Here is a 20,606-nt window from a genome sequence, read left to right as displayed (position 1 = left end):
GGACTCGGGCGTGTCCACGTCAGGTTCAGGGCCGTCAGCACAGGCGGTCGCCCACGCTGAGGACCTGGGGAAGTTCGTCCAGGCTGCGCCGAGTTCCTACCACGCCGTGGCGGAGGCTGCCCGACGCCTGGAGCAAGCCGGCTTCACGCAGTTGTCCGAAACCCAGCCCTGGCCCGCTGCCGACCCCGAATCCACCACCGGCAGGCGCTGCTACGTGATTCGCGACGGCGCTCTGGTTGCCTGGGTGCTTCCCGCCCACCTGGACAACACCCCGGTGGGATTCAGGATCCTGGGGGCACACACGGACTCGCCGTCGTTCAAGCTCAAGCCCCAGCCGAGCACGGGTGCGCACACGTGGTGGCAGGCCGGTGTGGAGGTTTATGGCGGGCCGCTGCTGAACTCGTGGCTGGACCGGGATCTGTGCATCGCGGGGCGGATCACGGTGCGCACGGATTCGGGTGTGGAGACTCGTCTGGTGTCCACCGGGCCGGTGGCGCGCATTCCGCAGTTGGCCATTCACCTGGATCGCAGTGCCAACCAGGGGCTCACGCTGGATCCGCAGCAGCACACACAACCGGTGTGGGGCTGCGGTCCCCAGCCAGGGGACGTCCTGGCGCATCTCGGAGCGCACGCTGAAGGGCCAGCGGTGGCCGCGCAGGAGATCCTGGGGTGGGACGTCGTGCTGGCAGACACCCAGCCAGCCCAACGGTTCGGTGCCCACGGTGAGTTCCTGGCCTCCGGCCGGCTGGACAATCTGACCTCCGTTCATGCAAGCGTGAGCGTTGTGACCGAGCACGTGGAGGATTTGGAATCTGCCCCCACCATCACCGTGTTGGCGGCTTTTGATCACGAGGAAATCGGATCCCAGACCCGCTCGGGTGCCGGTGGGCCGCTGCTGGGCGATGTGCTGACCCGGATCGGTGCAGGGCTGGGCTGGTCGGATGAGCAGCGGCAGGTGGCGTGGGCGTCGTCGTGGTGCTTGTCCTCAGATGCCGGGCACCTGGTGCACCCCAACTATCCAGGCCACCACGACCCCGCCAACAAGCCCGTCCCCGGCGGCGGTCCGCTGCTGAAGATCAACGCCAACCAGCGCTACACCACGGATGCTGAAGGTGCCGCGCAGTGGAAGCTGGCCTGCCAGGCGGCAGGTGTCGCCACGCAGGAATTCGTGTCCAACAACACGGTGCCGTGTGGGTCAACCATCGGTCCCATCACCGCCGCCAGGCTGGGTGTGCGGACCGTGGATGTGGGCGTGGGGTTGCTGTCCATGCACTCAGCCCGGGAGATGGTGCACGTGGAGGATCTTTACGGTCTGAAGCGCGCCGTTGAGGCTTGGTGGATGGGCTGAGAACGCCTGGGTGCGGGGCCCGTCAACCAGCGTCATCCCCGCCTGTGGCGCAGGTCCCCGGTGTTAGTGTTTGGGCATGCTGACTGTGATCGGGGAAGCCCTCATTGACGTTGTTTCGCGCCCGGATCGGGAGCCCGTGCGGCACCCCGGCGGCAGCCCCATGAACGTTGCCCTCGGCCTGGCCAGGCTGGGGCATCCCGTCCGTTTCCTGGGCGCCTGGGGCAACGACGACGACGGCCAACTCCTGGCACAGCACCTGGGTGCTGAGGGCATTGAACTTCCGCTGCCCACCCACGACTCGGCCACCTCCGTGGCAGAAGCCGTGATCGGGGAAAACGGTGCGGCTGACTACAACTTCCAGATGACATGGGAGTTGCCCGTGGAGCAGGCGGAGTTGGAGGCCATGGTCACCGAGTCCAGCGCCCTGCACGTGGGTTCGATTGCCACCGTTGTGGAACCCGGTGCGGAAAACGTGGTCAAGGCCGTGGAAGCCGCCTCAGGTCAGATCCTGGTCACCTATGACCCCAACTGCCGCCCGCAGATCACCACGGACGTGGAAGCGGTGCGCGCCCGCGCCGAGCACCTGGCCTCCCGTGCGGACGTGGTCAAAGCCTCTGACGAGGACCTGCAGTGGCTCTACCCCACCTCCACCCTGCAGGAATCGGCTCGAGCCTGGCACCGTCTGGGCGCCAAGATGGTGGTGGTCACCCGCGGTGAACTGGGCCCGTGGGCCATCACTGAATCCACAGGAGCCGAGGGCGTGGAAGTTCCCGCCCGCAAGACCGATGTGGTGGACACGGTGGGTGCCGGGGACACCTTCATGGCAGCACTCATCAGCCAGTTCACGGACCGTGGCCTGGACGGAGCCGGTGCTGGGGAGCGGATCAACGCGCTGCCAGCCACGGATGTGGAAGCCATCCTGCGGCGTTCGGCGGATGCTGCCGCCATCACGGTCTCCCGCGCTGGTGCGGATCTGCCGCGCCGCGACGAGCTGGATGCCTTGGAGCAGCCCACTGACTGATCCTTGGACCGGATGCGCTGCGGGTTCACCCGTTATGCTGCCTACTGTAGGTACAATTCGTACCCGCGGGAGGATGCTCGTGAACACCACCATCACCAGTCGCGACTTCAATCGGGACGTCTCCGCCGCCAAACGGGCTGCCGAGAACGGGCCGGTCACCATCACGGATCACGGGCGACCCTCGCACGTGTTGCTCACCGCCGCGGAGTTCGATCGACTTTCGGGCAGACAGGAACCAATGGGTGACCGTCTCTGGAGGGGGCAGGACCGCAACATCGAACTCGACCTGCCTGAGCGCCGCATCGACCCCGAACGGGCAATCGATCTGTGAAGTACCTGCTGGACACCAACGTCCTCAGCCATGCCCGATCCGATGCCAGAGATGGATGCCCTCATGGGCGCAACCGCTCTGGAGCACCGCCTCACACTGGTCACCCGCAACACCAAGGACTTCCAACGCACGGGAGTCAGCCTGCTGAATCCATGGGATCTGTGAGGGTAGAGGCCGCTGCGACCTCACGGACGGACAAGCACATCGGGACAGCTCCGGCATTCTTAGGTGTTCACGCGGGATTGCAGCATGGGCATCCTGGGCAAAGCTTGGGTAGCGTAAAGGGACAGGCGTTCACGCCTGGTGGCGCGCAAGATGTCAGGCGACCACAGTCGAGCAAGCTCAAGGAGGAACTGTGCTCAACCGCGATCCCTACGCCGATCTCCCGGAACTGCCCACATTCACGCTGACTTCAGAGGACATCACGGACGGTCAGCCGCTGCCCACAGCACAGGTGACCGAAAGCCTGGGTGGATCGGACACCTCACCGCAGCTGTCCTGGTCCGGGGCACCTGAAGGCACCAAGTCCTATGTGGTGACCTGTTTTGACCCTGATGCTCCCACCCCGTCCGGGTACTGGCACTGGTGCGTGTCCAACATTCCCGCGGATGTGACCAGCTTGGACACCGGTGCCGCAGCACAGCCGCCTCAAGGGGCCACCACCCACCGGACCGACGGCGGTTCGGATGCCTTCGAGGGTGCGGCACCCCCGCCAGGTCATGGTGCCCACCGCTACATCTTCTGCGTGACCGCAGTGGACACGGACCACTTGGATGTGGAGGGCGCAAGCCCTGCGGTGGTGAACTTCAACCTGTTCTTCCACGGCATTGGACGCGCCATGTTGACCGGTACGCATGAGGAGACTGAGGACTGAGCAATCTCCTGGGTGCCGACCCCCAACGGTTGGTTCAAGACGTTTGCCTGGTGGCCAGCGATCTTGACGGGACGTTGATTGGGGAGGACTTCCGGTTCCGCCCCCGCTCCCTCCGTGCGCTCACCGCGTTGGAGGAGGCGGGGGTTCCGGTGGTTTTTGTCACGGGCCGGCCCTCCCGGTGGCTGCATCCGCTCAGTGAGCAGGTCAGTCCGTTGGTCAGCTCCGTGGGCACCGTGATCTGCGCCAACGGGGCCATGGTCTATGACCTGGCCGCAGACAAAGTTTTGGCAGCCAACACCTTTGACGGTCACATTGCCCTGCGGGTGGCCGGGCAACTGCGGGAGGCGATTCCCGGGGTCTACTTCAGTGCTGAAACCCTGCGCGGTGTGGTGGCAGAACCCGGGTGGATTCCCACGGATCGCACGGGTTCGGACAAAGTCACCGTGGGGCCTTTTGAATCCCTGCTGCGCCCGGATGATGCCGTGGTCAAGTTCCTGGCCAAGCGTGATGACCATGACCCCGCCCAGTTCGTTCAGCAGGTCAGAGAGCATGCGGCACCGCACATGTCCGTGACCCACTCGGTGCCCAGCTCACCCTTGGCTGAGATGTCCCGTTTGGGTTTGAGCAAGGCGGAGACGTTGAAGTCGGTCTGCGCGGAACTCGGTGTGGAGAGCCATCAAGTCATGGCCTTTGGTGACATGACCAATGACCTGGAGATGTTGACCTGGGCCGGTTATGGATTCGCGTTGGCCTCGGGTGCTCCCGCCGTCGTCGAAGCTGTGGAGCGGACGGCACCTGCCTTCGAGGAGGACGGTGTGGCTCAGGTGATTGAGCAGTTCTTGGCTCGGCGTGAGCAGCTGCGCCAAGCGCGGTGAAGAGCACCCGAACCCCGTTGAGCATGCGTCATCAAGAGGCTTAAGTTACGCATGGGTAACCCGGGGCATTAAGCTCACCCCATGACTGCTGAACCCGGATCCAGGCGATCGGTCACCAATACCCACAAGGTGCTGGCCCACCGCGGATTCGCGCCCAACGGCGCGGAGAACACCATGCCTGCTTTCCAAGCCGCCCACGATCTTGGGTGCGTGTGGATCGAGACCGACGTCAACACCACCTGTGACGGTGTGGTGCTGGCCTTCCACGACACCACGTTGGACCGTGTCACCCAAGGCGCTGGGCAGGTCAACGACGTCCGACACAAGGACCTGGCTGACCTCCGTGTGGCTGGGGAGAGCCCCGTGCCCACGCTGCGCGAGGTCCTGGAAGCACTGCCCACCATGCAGGTGAACATAGACGTCAAGGACGAGGCTTCCGTGACGGCGCTGGCAGATCTGTTGGTGGAGATGGATGCGGCAGGCCGGGTCCGCATTGCCTCCTTCTCGGATGCTCGTCGTGGTCGCACCCTGAAGGCGCTGAGCGATCGAGGGGTCCGGCCACTGAGCACATCAGCGGGAACAACGGGTTTTGTGGCGGCCATGGTGGTCTTCAACACCGTTCCGGCTGCCTGGCCTGTGGTGCACCGTGTGTTGGCGCGCTGGGTTCCGCCGTTCGACTCCATCCAGATGCCCATGTACCTGGGGTGGATACTGCCCAAGGTCAAGAAAATCCCCAAGATCGGGCGCCGGTTGGGGTGGACCCGCCTGGCCACGCAACGTTTTCTGGATGCCGCGCACCGTTATGGCAAGGACGTCCACGTGTGGACCGTCAACAGCCCCAAGGACATGCAGTCCCTGATGGAGATGGGGTACGACGGCCTGGTCACGGACCGGGCGGATGTGGCCCTGGCCGTGGTGGGTGGCCTGTGGCCGCCGGGATCCCACGGCCAGAAGGACCCCATGAGCGAATCTCCCTGCTGAGGCAGACCCCCAACCTCCACGGCGTGTGACAGGCTTGGAACCATGACGCAAAGCACAGTTGCCGCAGATCCTGAACAGTACGTCCGCACGGAGGTGCGCAACGGCACCGGGGTCATTACTCTGGATCGGCCCAAGGCCTTGAACGCCCTGACCGCCCAGATGTACCGGGACCTGCTGGAGACCCTGTGGGCCTGGTCGGATGATCCTCAGGTGGAGCAGGTGCTGATTCATGCCAGTGCCCCCCGGGCGTTCTGCGCAGGCGGCGACATCCGCCAGATCCGTCAAGCCGTGGTGGACGGCAACGTTGAGGCCGGCATGGCCGCCTTCACGGATGAATACACGCTCAACAACCTGATTGCCACCTACCCCAAGCCGTACATCGCCCTGATGGAGGGCTACACCATGGGCGGTGGCATGGGACTTTCGGTGCACGGCAGCCACCGTGTGGTCACGGAGAACACCGTGATGGCCATGCCGGAATGCGCCATCGGCTTCTTCCCGGACATCGGCGCCTCCTGGTTCCTGCCGCGCGTCAGCTTGCTCGGTAGGGGCCCCTCCCTGGCGGTGGGCCGGTGGATGGGCCTGGGAGGTCAGCGGATCACCGGTGCCGACGCCGTGGCCATCGGCCTGGCCGACCACCTGGTGCCTTCCGACCGCTTGGAAGCCTTCCGGGAGGCTGCCATCACCGACGGCGTGGAGGCTGCGGTGGCGCAGTTCGCGGCCACCAACGACGACGACGTCGCCCACGCCACGCTTCCCGAACGCTGGGACCAGATCGAAGCGGTCTACGGGGCAGACACCTTGGAAGAAGTCATGGCGGCAGCGGGGGAGGACCTGGCGGGGGCTTCGCCGTCGTCCCTGGTGCGGACCTGGGAACTATTGGATGTGGGAGCAGCCTCCGAATCGGTCACCGAGTGCCTGGAACGTGAGCTGGCGTTGGGCGCGGACACCATCACGGCCCCGGACTTCAACGAGGGGGTGCGGTGCACTCTGATCGACAAAGAAGACGACCCCGCTTGGCAGCCGGCCACCGCGGCTGAGGTGGATGTTGATCACATCCGTTCGGCGCTGAAGACATCACGTTCACTGCGAACCCGCCCCTGAGAGTCGACGTCCTCCGGCCCCTTCCGCCGAGAAGTGAGTTCCTCCGCTGCACCCTGCCGAGAAGCGAATTGTGCTGCCCATCAGAGTTGATGGGCAGCACAAAACACTTCTCGGCAGGGAGGGGGAGCCGATGACCGGCAGAAGTCGCTGTTCGGCTGGGGCCGGGCGTCGGATGGGGGCTGGACCAGCGGCGGAAGTCGCTGCTCAGTCGGGACAAACTGCGGAAGCTCAACCCATGGGGCCGGTTTGCTCCTTGGGAACCGGGGTGTAGTCCGGGGTGATGGGGTCGACTCCACCGGCCGTGCCGCGCCACAGCGCCAGACCGCGCATGCCGTGGAAGATGACCAACGTGGCAGCAGTCCCCAACGCGATGCCCGCAAACTGGATGCCGAACGCGTCCCAGGTGTAATCCGCAATGCCGATGATCATGGCAATGGCGGCGGTGGTCAGGTTGACCGGGTTGGAGAAGTCCACGCGGTTCTGCACCCAGATGCGGATGCCCAACATCCCGATCATGCCGTAGAGCACCGTGGCGGCACCGCCCAGCACACCGGCGGGCACGGAGGCCACGGCAGCACCGAACACGGGCATGAAGGACAGCAGCAGGGCCACCACGGCGGCCACCCAGTATGCGGCCGTGGAGTAGACCTTGGTGGCGGCCATGACGCCGATGTTCTCCGCGTATGTGGTGGTGCCCGATCCACCGCCGGAGCCGGCCAGCACGGTGGCAAGGCCATCGGCCATGATGGCGCGGCCCATGACGGGGTCCAGGTCATCGCCAGTCATCAGGGCCACGGACTTCACATGCCCGATGTTCTCCGCCACCAGCACCAGGATCACCGGCACGAACAATCCGATCAGGGACAGATGGAACTCGGGTGCGTGGAACTGCGGCAGCCCCACCAGACCGTCGGACTCCCAGGCTGCGCGGATGGGGGCAAAGTCCACCTCGCCGCGCACCACGGCCGTCAGGTAGCCGACCACCACACCCACCAGGATGGACAGTCGTCCCAGGATCCCGCGGAAGAGCACGGAGACCAGGATGATGGTGGCCAGGGTGATCAGGGCGGTGACCGGGGCCAGCATGAAGTTGTCCTTGGCCGCCGGTGCCAGGTTGAACCCGATCAGCGCCACGATGGTGCCCGTGACCAACGGCGGCATGAGCGCCTGCAGCCAGCCGGTTCCCACGAACTGCACCAGCAGGCCGATCAGGAACAAGGCGGCACCGGCCATCACGATCCCACCGAGCGCACCGCCGGGCCCGTACTGGCCCATGGCGGCAGCGATCGGGGCGATGAAGGCAAAGGACGAGCCCAGGTAGGACGGCACCCGCCCGGCCGTGATCACCAGGAACAGGATGGTGCCGATCCCGGAGAAGAACAGCGTGGTGGACGGCGGGAAGCCGGTGATCAGCGGCACCAGGAACGTGGCACCGAACATGGCCACCACGTGCTGGGCACCGATTCCGATGGTCCGGGGCCAGCTCAGCCGTTCATCCGGACGCACCACGGAACCCTGGGACACGTTGTGGCCGTCACCGTGCAAAGACCACCCCAGACCCAGGCGACGGGCCAGCGAGGACTGGCGCTGCGGCGTCGTAGGGGGTTGCTGATGCGGTGAACCGGGGGCGGGTGAGGCCGTGGAGGTGGGCATGGGGCTGCTCCTGGAGGACGAGGGTGAGCGGCCCGGCGGTGCGTTGGCGGACCAGAGACAGCGTAGTCCCAGCCGTGTGCGCGCACCGAACCCTCACGTCACTCGCTCATCAGGGCGTGATGGGCGAGTGACGTGAGGGTTCGGCAGGGATCAACGACGACGGTCGCGCAGCAACCATTGCGCCAGGGCGTCCATCGCGATGCCGATCAGCCCGATCACGATGATGACCACCAGCATCTCGTCGTAGGCCAGGCGGTCGCGGGCATTGAGGATTTCGTAACCCAGACCGGAGGACACGCCCAACATTTCGGCCGGGACGATCACCACCCACGCGATGCCCAGGGCAAGGCGCACGCCGGTCATCACGTACGGGCGGATGCTGGGCAGCACCACGGTGCGGACCTGCTCCCACGGGGTGGCCCCCAGGGTCCGGGCCACGCGCATGTGCAGAGGGTCAAGCGCTGCCACGCCGGCGGCGGTGTTCATGGTGATGGGCCACACCGCGGCGGCTGCCACCAGGAAGATCACCGGCGCGTGCCCCACGCCGAACAAAGCCACCGCAACGGGTGCCCAGGACAGCGGGGAGACCATGCGCAGGAACTGCACCGGGGGAGTGGAGGCCCACTTGAAGGGCTTGGAGAAACCGATCAGCAGACCCAGCGGGACGCCGATCACCACGGCAAGCGCCAGCCCGCACAACAGGCGCCACAGGGAGGTGGAGGCGTCCTGAAGGATCACCCCGCGTTCCCACAGGGACCCCAGTGCAGCAGGCAGCCGTTCCGGTTGGAAGGCGGCCAGCATGGAGTTGGCGCCACCAGCGGCGTGGGTGAAGATCCACCACACGGCCACGGTGACCAGCAGCCCGAACGCACCCCAGATCAGCCGCGGGGCCAACGGTTGGCGGCGGTGGCCCCGGCGGGAACCCGGGCGGTGCTGACGTGAGCCGCCGGCGGCATCCAGGTCCGTGGATGGTGAGTGCTCGGATTCGTGATGTGAACCCGAGCCGGCAGGTGTGATCCCTGTTCGGGATCCAGAATCTGCGGTGTTCATGCGGAGAACTCCTCCGAGCGTTGAGTGCTGGTCATGCCAAAGATCTCCATGCCACCCAGCCGATCAATGCTGTCCTTCACCAGGGAGTCATCCACCAGCTCCCGGTGGGCTTGGGCCGGGTCCAGGCCGGAGAGGAAGTCCGTGGGGGCATCCACCACGGTCTCCTTCATGGAGCGGACCAGAAGTTCGGTGGTGGATTCATACGGCCAGGGGCGGAAATCGATCCGCTCACCGTGCCAGTCCGGGTGGGCAATGGTGTCCGCGTGCTGCTCCTGGGAGCGGGTCAGGGCCTTCTGGATCACCTTGGGCGGCTGGGGCAGGTAGTTGGCGGCTAACAGGGCGGCAACCTCCGGCCGGTTCTCCCGGGACCAGGCCTGTGCCCGGACCAGCCCGTCCATGAACCCGGAGGCCACGGTGGGGCGGTTGCGCAGCAGTTCACCGCGCATCATGGTCACGCAGCACACGTGGTTCTCCCACACATCGCCCGTGAATCGGTGGATGTGCCCCACCTCCCGAGCTTCCGCCGCCGCATTGAACGGATCCGCCACGGTGTAGCCCCCGATCACCCCGTTGTTCAACGCAGGCAGCATGTCTGCCGGGGCCATGGGCAGCAGGGTCACTGTGTTGCGCTCGCGGGAGGGTGCCTCCCGCATGACCGGGGTCAGGCCACCGGCGCGCAACATCTTCTGGATCACCACGTTGTGCACGGACCACCACGCGGGGATCGCCACGGAACGCCCGGCCAAATCTTGGATGGAGGTGATCTCCGGGCCGGTGGTCAGGGCGGAACCGTTGGTGTGGTTCCAGGCCGTGATCCGCACATCCGCTTGCAATCCGTAGCGCATGTAGAGGGCCATGGGCATCAGCATGTGAATGGCCTCCACCTGCCCGGACACAAAGGCCTCTGACAGGGATGACCAGCTGCGGAACATGGTGGGTTTGGCCACCGTGACCCCGGCATCTGCGTAGTACCCGTTGCCGTGCCCCACCAGGAGCGGGGTGGCATCCGTGATGGGCAAATATCCGATGCGCACGGGGGCATCGGCATCGGTGGTGTCCCTGGCCGATTGCCGGTTGCCTGCATACACGGCTCCGGCGCCCCAGGCCAGGCCACCCAGACCGGCCGCGGTGGCTCCAGCGGTCAGCAACTGACGACGGTTCAGGGGTGCGCCACTGCGATTGTGTGGGACCCCGCTCAAATGACCCAACTCCCCGGAACGTCCCCGCCATTGCGGTAGTAGGCCACGATTTCCTCCACCGTGGTGCCGTCACGAGCTGGAACCCATTCCCGGCTGAAGCCTTGCGGCCCGCCAAAGAACCCGATCCGGTCGCCCAGGGCCACCGCCTCGGCAACATCGTGGGTCACCAGGAAGATGGTCAGATTCAGCTCACGGGCCACGTTGCGCAACCAGACCTGCAGGTCCTCGCGGGTGGCCGGATCCAGGGCGGAGAAGGGCTCGTCCAACAGCACGACGTCGGGGCGCACCGCCAGGGCCCGCCCCACTGCAACGCGCTGCGCCTGACCGCCGGAGAGCTCCGTGACCGGAACATCCGCCAGGCCCGCAAGGCCCAGAACGCCCAGGAGGTCCTCCACGGCGTCGTGATCGAACCGGTCCCGGTTGCGCTTGTACCGTCCGCCCAGGGCCACGTTCTCCCGCACGCTCAGCCACGGGAACAGCCCGGGGGACTGGAAAACGACGGCGACTCGGTCGTGGGCCGGTTGTGCTTCCACGGAGCCTGAGTCCAGGGACTCCAGGCCTGCGATGGCGCGCAGCAGCGTGGACTTGCCCGACCCCGACGGGCCCAACACGGCCAACAGCTCGCCGGCGCGCAAGGTCATGGAGACGTTGTCCAGCGCCGGGGTGGATGAGCCCGGGTAGGTCTTCGAGACCTCCGTGACCCGCAGGGCCGCGGAGGCAGTACCGCCTGAACGGGTGGGTTCCGTGTGGGTGCTCATGCGCCTGTTTCCTGGCTGGCCAGCTGAGCCAGGACGTGACGCAGATGAGATTCGGTGGGGGACTGGACGGGCAGGAACGCAGCCTCACGGGCGCGCCGTGCCGTGGCCGAGCGCAAGGCATAGCCCTTGCCGCCCACCACCTTGGACTCCAGGCGCGTTGCCTCACCGGTCAGGACGGCCGCGTCCAACCGCAGCTGGAGAACATCCTTGAACGGCAGGTCGCGCGGGGTCTCCACATAGGTCAACAGAGTGGAGCGCACACGTTGGTATTCGGCCATCACGGCGTCACGCTCGGGCCGGAAAACCTCTAAGACCCCGGTCAGGGCGGCATCCGCAGACTCCAGGGCAGCACCGGACAGGCCCACGCAGAAGGCGGCCTGCAGCAACAGGAACGGGCCACGCACAGTTGCCAGGAACGTGGGGACGTCATCAGTCAGCACAGCGTCATCAGCCACGGGAGAGTCCTGGAACTTCAGGATTCCCGATGCCGTGGAGTCCAGCGCCATCAGGTCCTGCAGCGGCCGAACGGAGATTCCCTCCGCAGCCGTGCGGGTGAGCACAATGACGGGCTGGGTAACGCCGTCGTCGTTGGTGCGCACAGCGGGGAGCACCACCCAACCTTCCGGGTAGAGGTTGGAGGCCCACGGGATCACGCCGTTGAGAACCCAACCATCACCTGCGCGGGTGAGGGTCACCGGGATCTCTCCGATCCCGGCGGAGGCCTTGAAGGCCGGGGCCATGGCCGTGGAGCCGGGCTGTGATCCGTCCACCATGCCCTGCGGCAGATCGTGGCCGGTGGCGTGAAGGTACTCGACGCTGGATCGGTGGGCCCACAGGGAGAACGCGGTGGCGGTGCATTCGGTGGCGAGATCGTGGACCACAGCCGCCTGCTGTGCCAAGGAACCGTCCAGGCCAAGGGTCAACAACCCCTCCTGGCCCAGGGAACGCAGGACGGCAAACGGGGATTCATCGTTGACGTCAACGGCCTTGGCATTGGCCGCGGCGGCAGTAATCACCTGCTCGCGCTGCGGGTAGTCCACCAAGGGTGCGACGGCGAAAAGGGAGTCGGTGCTCATGAAATCTCCTGACGTTCGGATCCACGTCAGACGCCCCGCTCAGTGATGAGGCGGGGCGTCCGATCATTGACGTGTGCTGTCCCGCAGAACGGGGCAGACGGTGGGCTTGCGGCTCAGGCGTCCAGCTTGTGCATCCGGTCAATCGGGGTGGAGACGGCCTCGCGGGCGCGCACCACGGCGTCCTCATCCGGGGCGTCGTAGAAGCACAGGCACTTGGCGGTGTCCTCACGCACGTAGGTGCGTAGGAACTGGACCTCGGGGACCTCCGCGTACTTGGGGGCGTTGGCCTTCTTGCGGGTCAGGTACTGGTCCATGGTGATCTCTGCGGGGATGTCCCACTCCACCAGGTACTCGGCCGACTTCTTGAGGTTCTTGATGTCCTCCAGCTCGGCACCCACCAGGCGGACCTCGTGCGGGCCGTCGACGTCGATCTCTCCCACAGCGTCCTTGACGGAGTTGAAGATGCCGTCTTGGGAGGTGGCCTCCAGGATCACGAAAACGCGCTCATGACCTGCGGTGACCTGGGATTCGATCAGCTCGGCACCGGTGGCGGACAGGGCCTGGGAAACGGTCTCCAGCAGCTCGGTCACAGCCGACTTCTCCGTGTTGGAGGGGGCGAATTCAACAAGGAACAGGGACATGGTGGTCCTCCTGAAAGTTGGTGGTCGGGATTCCAGCTGCCTTTCGTTGGTGGGCAGCGGACCGCTGATGTCTTCGGTCTGTTGAACGTAACAACGCACAGCCTTGGATCTTCCCGTTGCGTCACGTTTCTTCACACGAACTGATCTGTTTGGTTTCTGCTGACGGAGGTGCTTGCTGGTTCGTGATGGCAACCCTGGGTGGGAATTAGGCAATCCCCGTGTGTTCAAAATCGCACTTAGGCGTACCTCTGGACACTCTGTTCGCCCCGTACCCCAACTCCACCAACATGCAGCGGGCTCGTCTGGAGCTGCGGGACATGATGGAAGACAAATTCAACGACCTCCTTGGCCAAGGGGTTCCGGAGCCGGAGGCAGTCGGGCAGGTCATTGCCGAATCCGGCTCCCTGGATGAAGTGGCGCCGGCACTCGGCATCGATGCTGAACTCGGTGCGGTACCCAACACTCGTGCGCACAGCACGTTTCCCACCCTTCAGCCCGAACGCACCCGCCGTTACGCAGAGGCGGTCCGCGGCTCCGCCTTGATCAGGGCCGTCTCCACGGCCCTGTTCGTGCTCAGCCCGGTACCTCTCCTGGGGCTGATCGCGGTGTTCGACCGTTCCGGCGCGGACGGTCTGCCCAACGGGGCGCTTGCCGCTGGGGTGGTGACACTGCTGGTGATCGTGACCATGGGATTGCTGCTTCAGGTCCGGCGTGGCGCCATGCTGGAGGAGTTCTACGACATCGAATCCGGCGAGTTCACCCGCACGTCCCGTAGCGACGCCGTCGCTCACGAACTCTGGGACGACAATCGCGCAGGGGTGATCCGGGCTCGGATGATCTCGGTCGGCTTGTGGGTTTTGTCCCCGGTGCCCGTTTTGCTGTTCAGTCTGTTGGGCGAAGACAACGGCTCGCTGGTGTTGTTCGGGGTGATCCTCACCTTGTGCATGGTGGCCATTGGTCTGGTGATTGCGACGCTGACCAACTGGACGGAGGGCGTTGCAGAAACTTTGTTGGCGGATCCGGAAATCGACGACGACGACGAACCCAGCAACCCCGTCATCCGAGTGATCACGGCCGTGTACTGGCCCTTGGTGGTGGTCATCTTCCTGGCTTGGAGCTTCATCTGGGACGCCTGGGGAATCTCCTGGTTGATCTGGCCGTTCGCCGGCGTGCTCTACGGCGCTGTATGGGCTCTCGATGGGGCCATGACTTCCCATCGTGAGCGGGAATCCTCCCGCAGGTGACGTGATCCCGAGTTCCCCCGCCGAGTAGGCCTTTTGATCGCCCCTCAGCACTCAGGGGCGATCAAAAGGCCTGCTCGCCGGATACTGGCTCGGGGCGGTGAATCGATGCACGACGCGATGCGCAACGCTATGGCGTCGATGACGAGGTCTTGGTCTAGATCTGACAGGGCGTAGGTCTGGACCTTGTCCAAGTGCGTGAGAGCTTCTGTGATGAGTTCCCGGACTGTGCGACTCACAGTTGGATGGCTTCTGCGTCGATGCGTTCTTGCAGGTCATCACGGATGGAATCATCTATGGCCAGGTCCACGGTCACGCCCAGGAGGTCCGCGGCCGCCACCTCTGCCCGGGCCTGCTCCAGGAGGCCCATGGGGCGACTCGGGGTGACCAAGAGGTCAATGTCAGAGTCACCGGTTTCCGTGCCGGTGGCCAAGGACCCGAAGACGCGAACGTTGGTCAGTCCGTACTCCCGTAACAGAGCAAGGAGTTCCGCCCGGTGACTGCGTAGCAGCTTGGCTTTGAAAGACGTCCCGCGGAACCGAAGCAGGCGTGCGATCTCAGGTTGGCTTCGATTGCTGACGGCCGCGATTTGGCGTTGAGACATGCCAGACCTGTGGGCTGCGCGTACGGATTCGGTCAGCAGCTGGCGGCCGCTGCGGACTTGTTCATCAGCGGCTTCGACTGCCTCACGAAGAGAACCCTCATCCATGGCCTCATGATAGCAACTGCTATCACTACCTCTCCAGAAGCTGTTTAGTTAGCTACAAGCTCCCTTTCACCGCCGAGTAGGCCGTTCGATCGCTGCTCAGCGCTCAGGGGCGATCAAAAGGCCTACTCGGCGGGGCAGGGGGGAGGGGGGAAGTAAGGGTCAGGAAATGACCGAGTCCACCAAGGCCTTGGCTTCCTCCTGGACGCGCTTCAAATGATCTTCCCCAATGAACGACTCGGCATAGATCTTGTAGACGTCCTCAGTCCCAGAGGGCCGGGCGGCGAACCAGGCGTTGTCCGTGGTGACCTTCAACCCGCCGATGGCCTCACCGTTGCCCGGTGCCTCCGTGAGCTTGGCGGTGATGGGGTCCCCAGCCAGGGTTTCAGCCGTGACCTGCTCCGGGGAGAGCTTCTTCAATGCAGCCTTCTGCTCCCGGTTGGCCGGTGCGTCAATGCGCTGGTACACGGGGGCGCCAAACTTCTCAGTCAACTCGGCGTAACGCTGCGACGGCGTCTTGCCCGTGACCGCTGTGATCTCTGCAGCCAACAGGGCAAGGATGATGCCGTCCTTGTCCGTGGACCACACGGAGCCGTCACGGCGCAGGAAGGAAGCACCTGCGGACTCCTCGCCACCAAAACCGATCGAACCTTCCAGCAGACCGGGAACGAAGTACTTGAAGCCCACAGGGACCTCCACCAGCTTGCGTCCCAAGGACTCGGCAACCCGGTCGATGATGGACGAGGACACCAAGGTCTTGCCGATCCCGGCATCCTGGCTCCACCCGTCGCGGTGGGAGTAGAGGTAGTCGATGGCCACTGCAAGGTAGTGGTTGGGGTTCATCAACCCGGCATCAGGGGTCACAATGCCGTGGCGGTCGGTGTCGGCGTCGTTGCCGGTGGCGATGTCGTATTTGTCGCGGTTGCCGATCAAGGAGGCCATGGCGTTGGGGGAGGAGCAGTCCATGCGGATCTTTTCATCCCAGTCCAGCGTCATGAAGGCCCATTGGGGGTCGATCTCCGGGTTGACGATCTCCATGTTGAGCTCGTACCTGGAGGCGATTTCCTTCCAGTACTCCACGGAGGCAGATCCCATGGGGTCGGCACCGATGTGCAGGTTGGACTCGCGGATGGCATCCAGGTCAATGATCTCCGGCAACTCGGAGACGTAGGAGTCCAGGAAGTCGAACGTGCCGGTGGTTTCAGCTGCGCGGGCCTCCTCCAGGGAAACGCGCTTGACCTGGGTGTTGCCGGCCTCCAGCAGCTCATTGGCGCGGTCAGCGATCCACCCTGTGGCATCCGAATCAGCGGGGCCACCGTGGGTCGGGTTGTACTTGAAACCGCCGTCCGCCGGCGGGTTGTGGGATGGCGTGATCACGATGCCGTCCGCCAGGTCGGTATCCCGTCCCGCGTTGTACTTCAGGATCGCGTGGGACAGCGCCGGGGTGGGCGTGTAACCGTCGCGGGAATCCAGCAGCACGTCAACGCCGTGGGCCGCCAGGACCTGCAACGCCGTGTCCTGCGCGACGTCGGACAGTGCGTGCGTGTCCTTGCCCATGAACAACGGGCCGGTGGTGCCCTGGGACGCGCGGTACTCGACGATCGCCTGGGTGATCGCGGCGATGTGGGCGTCGTTGAAGGACGTCTTGAGAGACGACCCGCGGTGCCCCGAGGTTCCGAACGCCACACGCTGGTCCGGATTGCTCAGATCCGGTTCCCGTGAGGTGTAGGCCTCCAGGAGTTCGACGATGTCGACAAGGTCTTCGGGAAGGGCCACAGTGCCCGCGCGATTAGCCATGATCCAAGCGTAGGACCGCAGCGGGTGGGGAGTCACTGTCCCTCATGTGATTACGCCCCGTGTTGCATGGGGGACCGCTGCCGTGGTCAGGAGGTTTGGTTGCCGGTCTCCGCGGGTGCCTCTTGGTCCTTGATCAAGGACAACTCGAACTCGAGGGTGACTTTGTCACTGACCAGGACACCACCGGAATCCAGTGGAGTGTTCCATTGCACGCCCCAGTCCTTGCGGTCGATGCGGCGACTGCCCTCGAGGCCGGCTCTCGTTTGCCCGAAAGGGTCGGTGTCGATGCCCGTGAGTTCCAACGGGATGGTGATGGGCCGGGTGATGTCGCGAATCGTGAGATCCCCGGAGACGATGAACTGCCCTTCGTCCACCTCGTCGATCGCCGATGACGCGAAGGTGATGTAGGGATGGTCCTCCGCGTGGAAAAAGTCCTCCGACTTGAGGTGGGCGTCCCTGTTGGCATCCCGGGTGTCGATGCTCTCGACTCGCAATTTGACCTCGACGGTTGACCTGGTCAGGTCATGCGGGTCGATCTCCGCGAAGCCCTGAACGTCGTTGAACGCCCCTCGGACCTTCGTGACCATGGCGTGACGAGTTGAAAAGCCGATCCGGCTGTGTGCGGGATCGATGTTCCAATGCCCGGAGAATTGTGATTCGAGGTTCATTGAATTCCTTGTGCGGTAGATCCTGTCGGAATCCCGGAGACTTCAGGACGGTCACGTCGGCTGCCGGTTTCACACATCCTAAGTCAGGGGGTCACTCCCGAGCTCTGGAACGCCCAGTTGTCCCCCAAGGTGCGGTGGTGCGTTACGGAGTCCTCATCGCGATGACGAGTCGAGGCCAAGCTCCGACGTCGTGGGATATGACGGTTGGGCACCGGGCGCGGTTGCGGCGTGGGCTGCCACCGTCATGGCCACCTCTGTGGCCTCCACCAGGGGCATTCCGCCGGAGGTCGTCGCCAGCAGGGCACCCAGCACGGCATCTCCGCATCCGGTGGTGTCCACCGCATGCACTTCCACGCCGGGTACTTCCGTGACCGTGGGGGTGGCGTCGTCCGTGGCGCCACCGTTTCCCGCTGCCGATTCGACGACGACGGCGCCGCGCGCGCCCAGCGTCACCACCAGGGACGGCACTCCCGTGACCGCCCGCAGGGCGGAGCCACGGTCCTCCCACGACGCGCCCGCCGAGGTGTCAAAAGCCTCCAAGACCTGGAGGCGTTCGTGTTCGTTGACCACCAGGACATCGGTGGCCGCCAACAGGTCCGGCTCCGGAATCCGGAAGGGCGACGGGTTCAAGAAGACAGGAACACCGAGTGCGTGCGCCCGTTGGGCGGCGGCGATCACCGTGTCCCCGGGGATCTCAAAGGTCAGGCCAAGGGCTCCGGCGTCGGCCAGGGCGGAGGTGGGGATGTCCTCCGGACGCAGTTCACCGTTGGCACCCGGTGAGATCACAATGGTGTTCTCACCGTCCGCGGAAACCGTGATCACGGCGGTCCCCGTGGGAGTTTCCGGCAACTGCCGAATGTGGTCGGTGGCAACGCCGTCCTGGGTAAGGGATTCCAGCAGAAGGTGACCGTGGGCGTCGTCGCCAACGGCCCCCACCAGACGAACATCTGCACCCAGCCGTGCCGCTGCAACGGCCTGGTTGGCGGACTTTCCTCCGGGTGCAATGGCCAAGGGTCCGCCGGTCAGGGTTTCGCCGGGCCGGGGATGACGCTGCGTGCGGACCATCAGGTCCGCGTTCAAGGAACCCACCACGCACACGGAACCGGTGTGGATCTGCATGTCAGGCCTGCTTTCCGTGAGGTGTGGGTGCACCCAGGTTGCGGACCGCGTCCACCACCAGAGCCCAGAACCCGCCGTGGTCGAGCCCGGTGGCCACCGCCGTCGCGCAGTCCTCGGGGGCCGAGCCGCGCAGGTCCACGACGGTCTGTCCCGTGGTCAGTTCGCCGCGGAGCTCCACGTCCACCGGGGCCCGCCGAACTGAGACCAACTCGGGTGCGATCACGCGGGCCACAGCCACGGGATCGTGACACGGCGGGTTCGCGAAGGCTTGATTGTTCTTGTAGGCCTCCCGGTAACTGCGGATCAGCTCCACCGCGATCTGGCCCAGTCGGGTGCCCAAGGCTGCGAACTGAGCCTCAACCTCCGGGGTGGCCAACGCCTGATGGGTGGTGTCCAGGCCCACCATGGTCACCGGCCAGCCCGCGGTGAACACCGCCCGGGCAGCCTCCGGGTCCACGGCAATGTTGAACTCTGCCACCGGTGTCAGGTTGCCGGTGGTCACGCCGCCGCCCATCAACACCACCTCATGGACGCGCTCAACAATCTCCGGGTACTGCCGGATGGCCAGAGCCAGGTTGGTCAGCGGCCCGGTGGCGATGATGGTGACCTCCCCCGGGGCATGGGTCAGCACGGTCTGGGCGATGACCTCCACGGCGTGACGTTCATCCAGGGCATGTTGGGGGTCCGGCAGCTCCACCAGGCCCAGGCCGGTGTCTCCGTGCACGTGTCCGGCAGTCAACGGTTCGCGCACCAGGGGGCGTTGCGCACCGGCGGCCACAGGGATCCAGTCCTTCCCCAACTCATCGGCAAGGCTCAACGCGTTACGGGTGACCTTCTCCAAGGTCTGATTGCCGCCACACGTGGTCACTGCCAGGACATTGAGCTCCGGGCTGCCGTGGGCCAGCATCAGCGCCAGGGCATCGTCCACTCCGGGGTCACAGTCGATCAGAACTTTGTGGGTCATGGGCACCAAACTATCGGTTCAACCGGTGGATGATCATGGGTCAGCCCACCCACACTATGGGTTGCACTTATAAGTGCAACTACGTTACCGTGACGTTCACGGTGATGTTGCATCGCCGGTATGAATGGAGTGGATATGAGCACCGAGTTGCTTCCTGCCGCCCGGATTCAAGTGGATGACCAGACCATGCGTGAAGCGCAAGAGACCATTGCGCTGCCTGACGTCAAGGATGCCGTGCTGGTTCTGCGTTTCCCGGACGGAACCGAGCGTGAACTGCCGACCAAGCTGGAAACTCTCCTGGGGGACGCGGTTCGTGCGTTGATCCAGCAGGGTTCCGTCAGCATGGGGCAACTGCCTGAAGAGCTCACGAGCACTGTTGCGGCCGACCTCCTGAGCGTTTCCCGTCCCACATTGATGAAGTGGGTCCGCGACGGGGAGATCGACTCCTACAGAGTGGGTAGCCACACTCGATTTCGGCGTGAGGTTGTGTTGGCCAAGAAGGCTGAGATTGCTGCCCGGCAGCGTACTGCCTTCAATGAGCTGCGTGCCTTCGATGATGAGTTCGGCGAAGACTTCACTGACTGACAGTCTTGCCCGTTGGGTCACCGTGAGGATCAAACGGTGACCCAACGCGTCTTGGTGGATGCCAACACATTCTTCAGTCGAACCCTGACCGACTGGGTATTTCTCCTGCGCAACCACACCGGCGGTATGTACATGGCTTTCACCACTGAGGACGCCATCAGTGAAGCCATCTCCTCCTACCGGAACAAGCGACCCCTGGTTGCAGGCGCTGTAACTGCCAACCGGGTGAAGCTGATCCGTGAGAACGTGGATGAAATTCTTGAAGACTTCCCAGCGGGATTGAGCTTCACTGGCACGGATCAGGGTGACTATCACCTCCACGCTGCAGCTCACTCTGGGCGCGCTGACTTCATCCTGACATCCAATGACCCTGAAGACATCGCTACTGGCGACGAACCTTATGAAGTCATCCATCCGGATGCATTCTTCACGCTGGTGGCCAACTCTGCGCCATCTGCGTTCTTGGCTGTTGTCGACCGTCAGGCCCAATACTGGGGTCGGAAAGTCAACTCTCTGCCACTTGACGAGGCACTACGGCGTGCGGGATGTCCTGATTTTGCCCGGCGGGTGGGCCAGGCTGTGCAGGTCCTGGCCCACCGTCCGGGCTGAGCCCAT

General features: G+C 64.8%; 21 protein-coding genes. 10 read left to right on the top strand and 11 right to left on the bottom strand.

The window, feature by feature from the left end:
* Window positions 1-10 precede the first annotated feature (10 nt).
* The 7 genes from GTW58_RS05135 (at window position 11) to GTW58_RS05100 (ending at window position 6,534) form a co-directional block, all read left to right on the top strand.
* The gene (locus GTW58_RS05135) at window positions 11-1,348 is read left to right on the top strand and encodes a M18 family aminopeptidase (RefSeq protein WP_119932694.1); all 1,338 of its coding nucleotides are present in this window, start codon (window positions 11-13) and stop codon (window positions 1,346-1,348) included.
* A 76-nt stretch (window positions 1,349-1,424) separates the two neighbouring features.
* Window positions 1,425-2,369 (top strand): carbohydrate kinase family protein, encoded by a 945-nt coding sequence (locus GTW58_RS05130; RefSeq protein ID WP_119932665.1) that lies wholly within the window; start codon window positions 1,425-1,427, stop codon window positions 2,367-2,369.
* A gap of 79 nt (window positions 2,370-2,448) precedes the next feature.
* Window positions 2,449-2,700 carry a type II toxin-antitoxin system prevent-host-death family antitoxin gene (locus tag GTW58_RS05125; RefSeq protein WP_047689303.1) on the top strand — a complete coding sequence of 84 codons (252 nt, stop codon included), beginning with the start codon at window positions 2,449-2,451 and terminating at the stop codon, window positions 2,698-2,700.
* Between the two features lie 355 nt (window positions 2,701-3,055).
* Window positions 3,056-3,574 (top strand): YbhB/YbcL family Raf kinase inhibitor-like protein, encoded by a 519-nt coding sequence (locus tag GTW58_RS05115; protein ID WP_047689307.1) that lies wholly within the window; start codon window positions 3,056-3,058, stop codon window positions 3,572-3,574.
* A gap of 50 nt (window positions 3,575-3,624) precedes the next feature.
* Window positions 3,625-4,449, top strand: a complete 825-nt coding sequence (locus tag GTW58_RS05110) for an HAD family hydrolase (protein ID WP_231559378.1) — start codon at window positions 3,625-3,627, stop codon at window positions 4,447-4,449.
* 81 nt (window positions 4,450-4,530) lie between these two features.
* A complete protein-coding gene (locus GTW58_RS05105) occupies window positions 4,531-5,430 on the top strand; it encodes a glycerophosphodiester phosphodiesterase family protein (protein ID WP_119932666.1) in 900 nt (299 codons plus the stop codon).
* 42 nt (window positions 5,431-5,472) lie between these two features.
* Window positions 5,473-6,534, top strand: coding sequence for an enoyl-CoA hydratase/isomerase family protein (locus GTW58_RS05100; RefSeq protein ID WP_119932667.1), 1,062 nt, complete (start codon window positions 5,473-5,475; stop codon window positions 6,532-6,534).
* A 228-nt stretch (window positions 6,535-6,762) separates the two neighbouring features.
* On the opposite strand, the gene GTW58_RS05095 is transcribed toward GTW58_RS05100, so the two are convergent.
* The 6 genes from GTW58_RS05095 to GTW58_RS05070 form a co-directional block, all read right to left on the bottom strand.
* Window positions 6,763-8,187 (bottom strand): uracil-xanthine permease family protein, encoded by a 1,425-nt coding sequence (locus GTW58_RS05095; RefSeq protein ID WP_119932668.1) that lies wholly within the window; start codon window positions 8,185-8,187, stop codon window positions 6,763-6,765.
* Window positions 8,188-8,337: 150 nt separating this feature from the next.
* The gene (locus tag GTW58_RS05090) at window positions 8,338-9,237 is read right to left on the bottom strand and encodes an ABC transporter permease (RefSeq protein ID WP_198673419.1); all 900 of its coding nucleotides are present in this window, start codon (window positions 9,235-9,237) and stop codon (window positions 8,338-8,340) included.
* Window positions 9,234-10,385, bottom strand: a complete 1,152-nt coding sequence (locus GTW58_RS05085) for an ABC transporter substrate-binding protein (RefSeq protein WP_245195080.1) — start codon at window positions 10,383-10,385, stop codon at window positions 9,234-9,236. Before GTW58_RS05085 ends, GTW58_RS05090 begins: the two co-directional genes overlap by 4 nt.
* A 47-nt stretch (window positions 10,386-10,432) precedes the next feature.
* Window positions 10,433-11,194: an ABC transporter ATP-binding protein gene (locus tag GTW58_RS05080; protein ID WP_119932670.1), complete on the bottom strand. Its 762-nt coding sequence runs from the start codon at window positions 11,192-11,194 to the stop codon at window positions 10,433-10,435.
* Entirely contained in the window at window positions 11,191-12,270 is a 1,080-nt protein-coding gene (locus GTW58_RS05075; RefSeq protein ID WP_119932671.1) for an acyl-CoA dehydrogenase family protein, read from the bottom strand. The genes GTW58_RS05080 and GTW58_RS05075 overlap by 4 nt, the downstream gene beginning before the upstream one ends.
* 113 nt (window positions 12,271-12,383) lie before the next feature.
* Window positions 12,384-12,911, bottom strand: coding sequence for a DUF4242 domain-containing protein (locus tag GTW58_RS05070; protein ID WP_119932672.1), 528 nt, complete (start codon window positions 12,909-12,911; stop codon window positions 12,384-12,386).
* Between the two features lie 218 nt (window positions 12,912-13,129).
* Here GTW58_RS05070 and GTW58_RS05065 point away from each other — a divergent pair, with 218 nt between their 5' ends.
* Window positions 13,130-14,155, top strand: coding sequence for a hypothetical protein (locus tag GTW58_RS05065; RefSeq protein ID WP_157980466.1), 1,026 nt, complete (start codon window positions 13,130-13,132; stop codon window positions 14,153-14,155).
* A 232-nt stretch (window positions 14,156-14,387) separates the two neighbouring features.
* On the opposite strand, the gene GTW58_RS05060 is transcribed toward GTW58_RS05065, so the two are convergent.
* From GTW58_RS05060 to GTW58_RS05040, 5 genes are all read right to left on the bottom strand, one after another.
* On the bottom strand, window positions 14,388-14,861 hold the full coding sequence (locus tag GTW58_RS05060; protein WP_232817999.1) for a nucleotidyltransferase family protein: 474 nt from the start codon (window positions 14,859-14,861) through the stop codon (window positions 14,388-14,390).
* 159 nt (window positions 14,862-15,020) lie between these two features.
* Complete coding sequence (gene pgm, locus GTW58_RS05055; RefSeq protein ID WP_047689366.1) at window positions 15,021-16,655, bottom strand: phosphoglucomutase (alpha-D-glucose-1,6-bisphosphate-dependent); 1,635 nt, start codon at window positions 16,653-16,655, stop codon at window positions 15,021-15,023.
* An 86-nt stretch (window positions 16,656-16,741) separates the two neighbouring features.
* A complete protein-coding gene (locus tag GTW58_RS05050) occupies window positions 16,742-17,323 on the bottom strand; it encodes a YceI family protein (protein WP_047689322.1) in 582 nt (193 codons plus the stop codon).
* 153 nt (window positions 17,324-17,476) lie between these two features.
* A complete protein-coding gene (locus GTW58_RS05045; RefSeq protein WP_119932674.1) occupies window positions 17,477-18,442 on the bottom strand; it encodes a ribokinase in 966 nt (321 codons plus the stop codon).
* Between the two features lies 1 nt (window position 18,443).
* Window positions 18,444-19,406: a nucleoside hydrolase gene (locus GTW58_RS05040; RefSeq protein ID WP_119932675.1), complete on the bottom strand. Its 963-nt coding sequence runs from the start codon at window positions 19,404-19,406 to the stop codon at window positions 18,444-18,446.
* Window positions 19,407-19,541: 135 nt separating this feature from the next.
* Between GTW58_RS05040 and GTW58_RS05035 the strand changes: the two genes are divergently transcribed.
* Window positions 19,542-19,991, top strand: coding sequence for a helix-turn-helix domain-containing protein (locus GTW58_RS05035; RefSeq protein WP_047689328.1), 450 nt, complete (start codon window positions 19,542-19,544; stop codon window positions 19,989-19,991).
* A gap of 36 nt (window positions 19,992-20,027) precedes the next feature.
* Window positions 20,028-20,600, top strand: coding sequence for a PIN domain-containing protein (locus GTW58_RS05030; protein WP_119932676.1), 573 nt, complete (start codon window positions 20,028-20,030; stop codon window positions 20,598-20,600).
* Window positions 20,601-20,606: the final 6 nt, after the last annotated feature.

Origin of the sequence: Kocuria subflava (genome assembly GCF_012163155.1) — a bacterium.
Lineage (GTDB): Bacteria > Actinomycetota > Actinomycetes > Actinomycetales > Micrococcaceae > Kocuria > Kocuria subflava.
The sequence above is the reverse complement of the archived record's forward strand: the minus strand, read 5'-3'. Positions and strand labels throughout refer to the sequence as shown.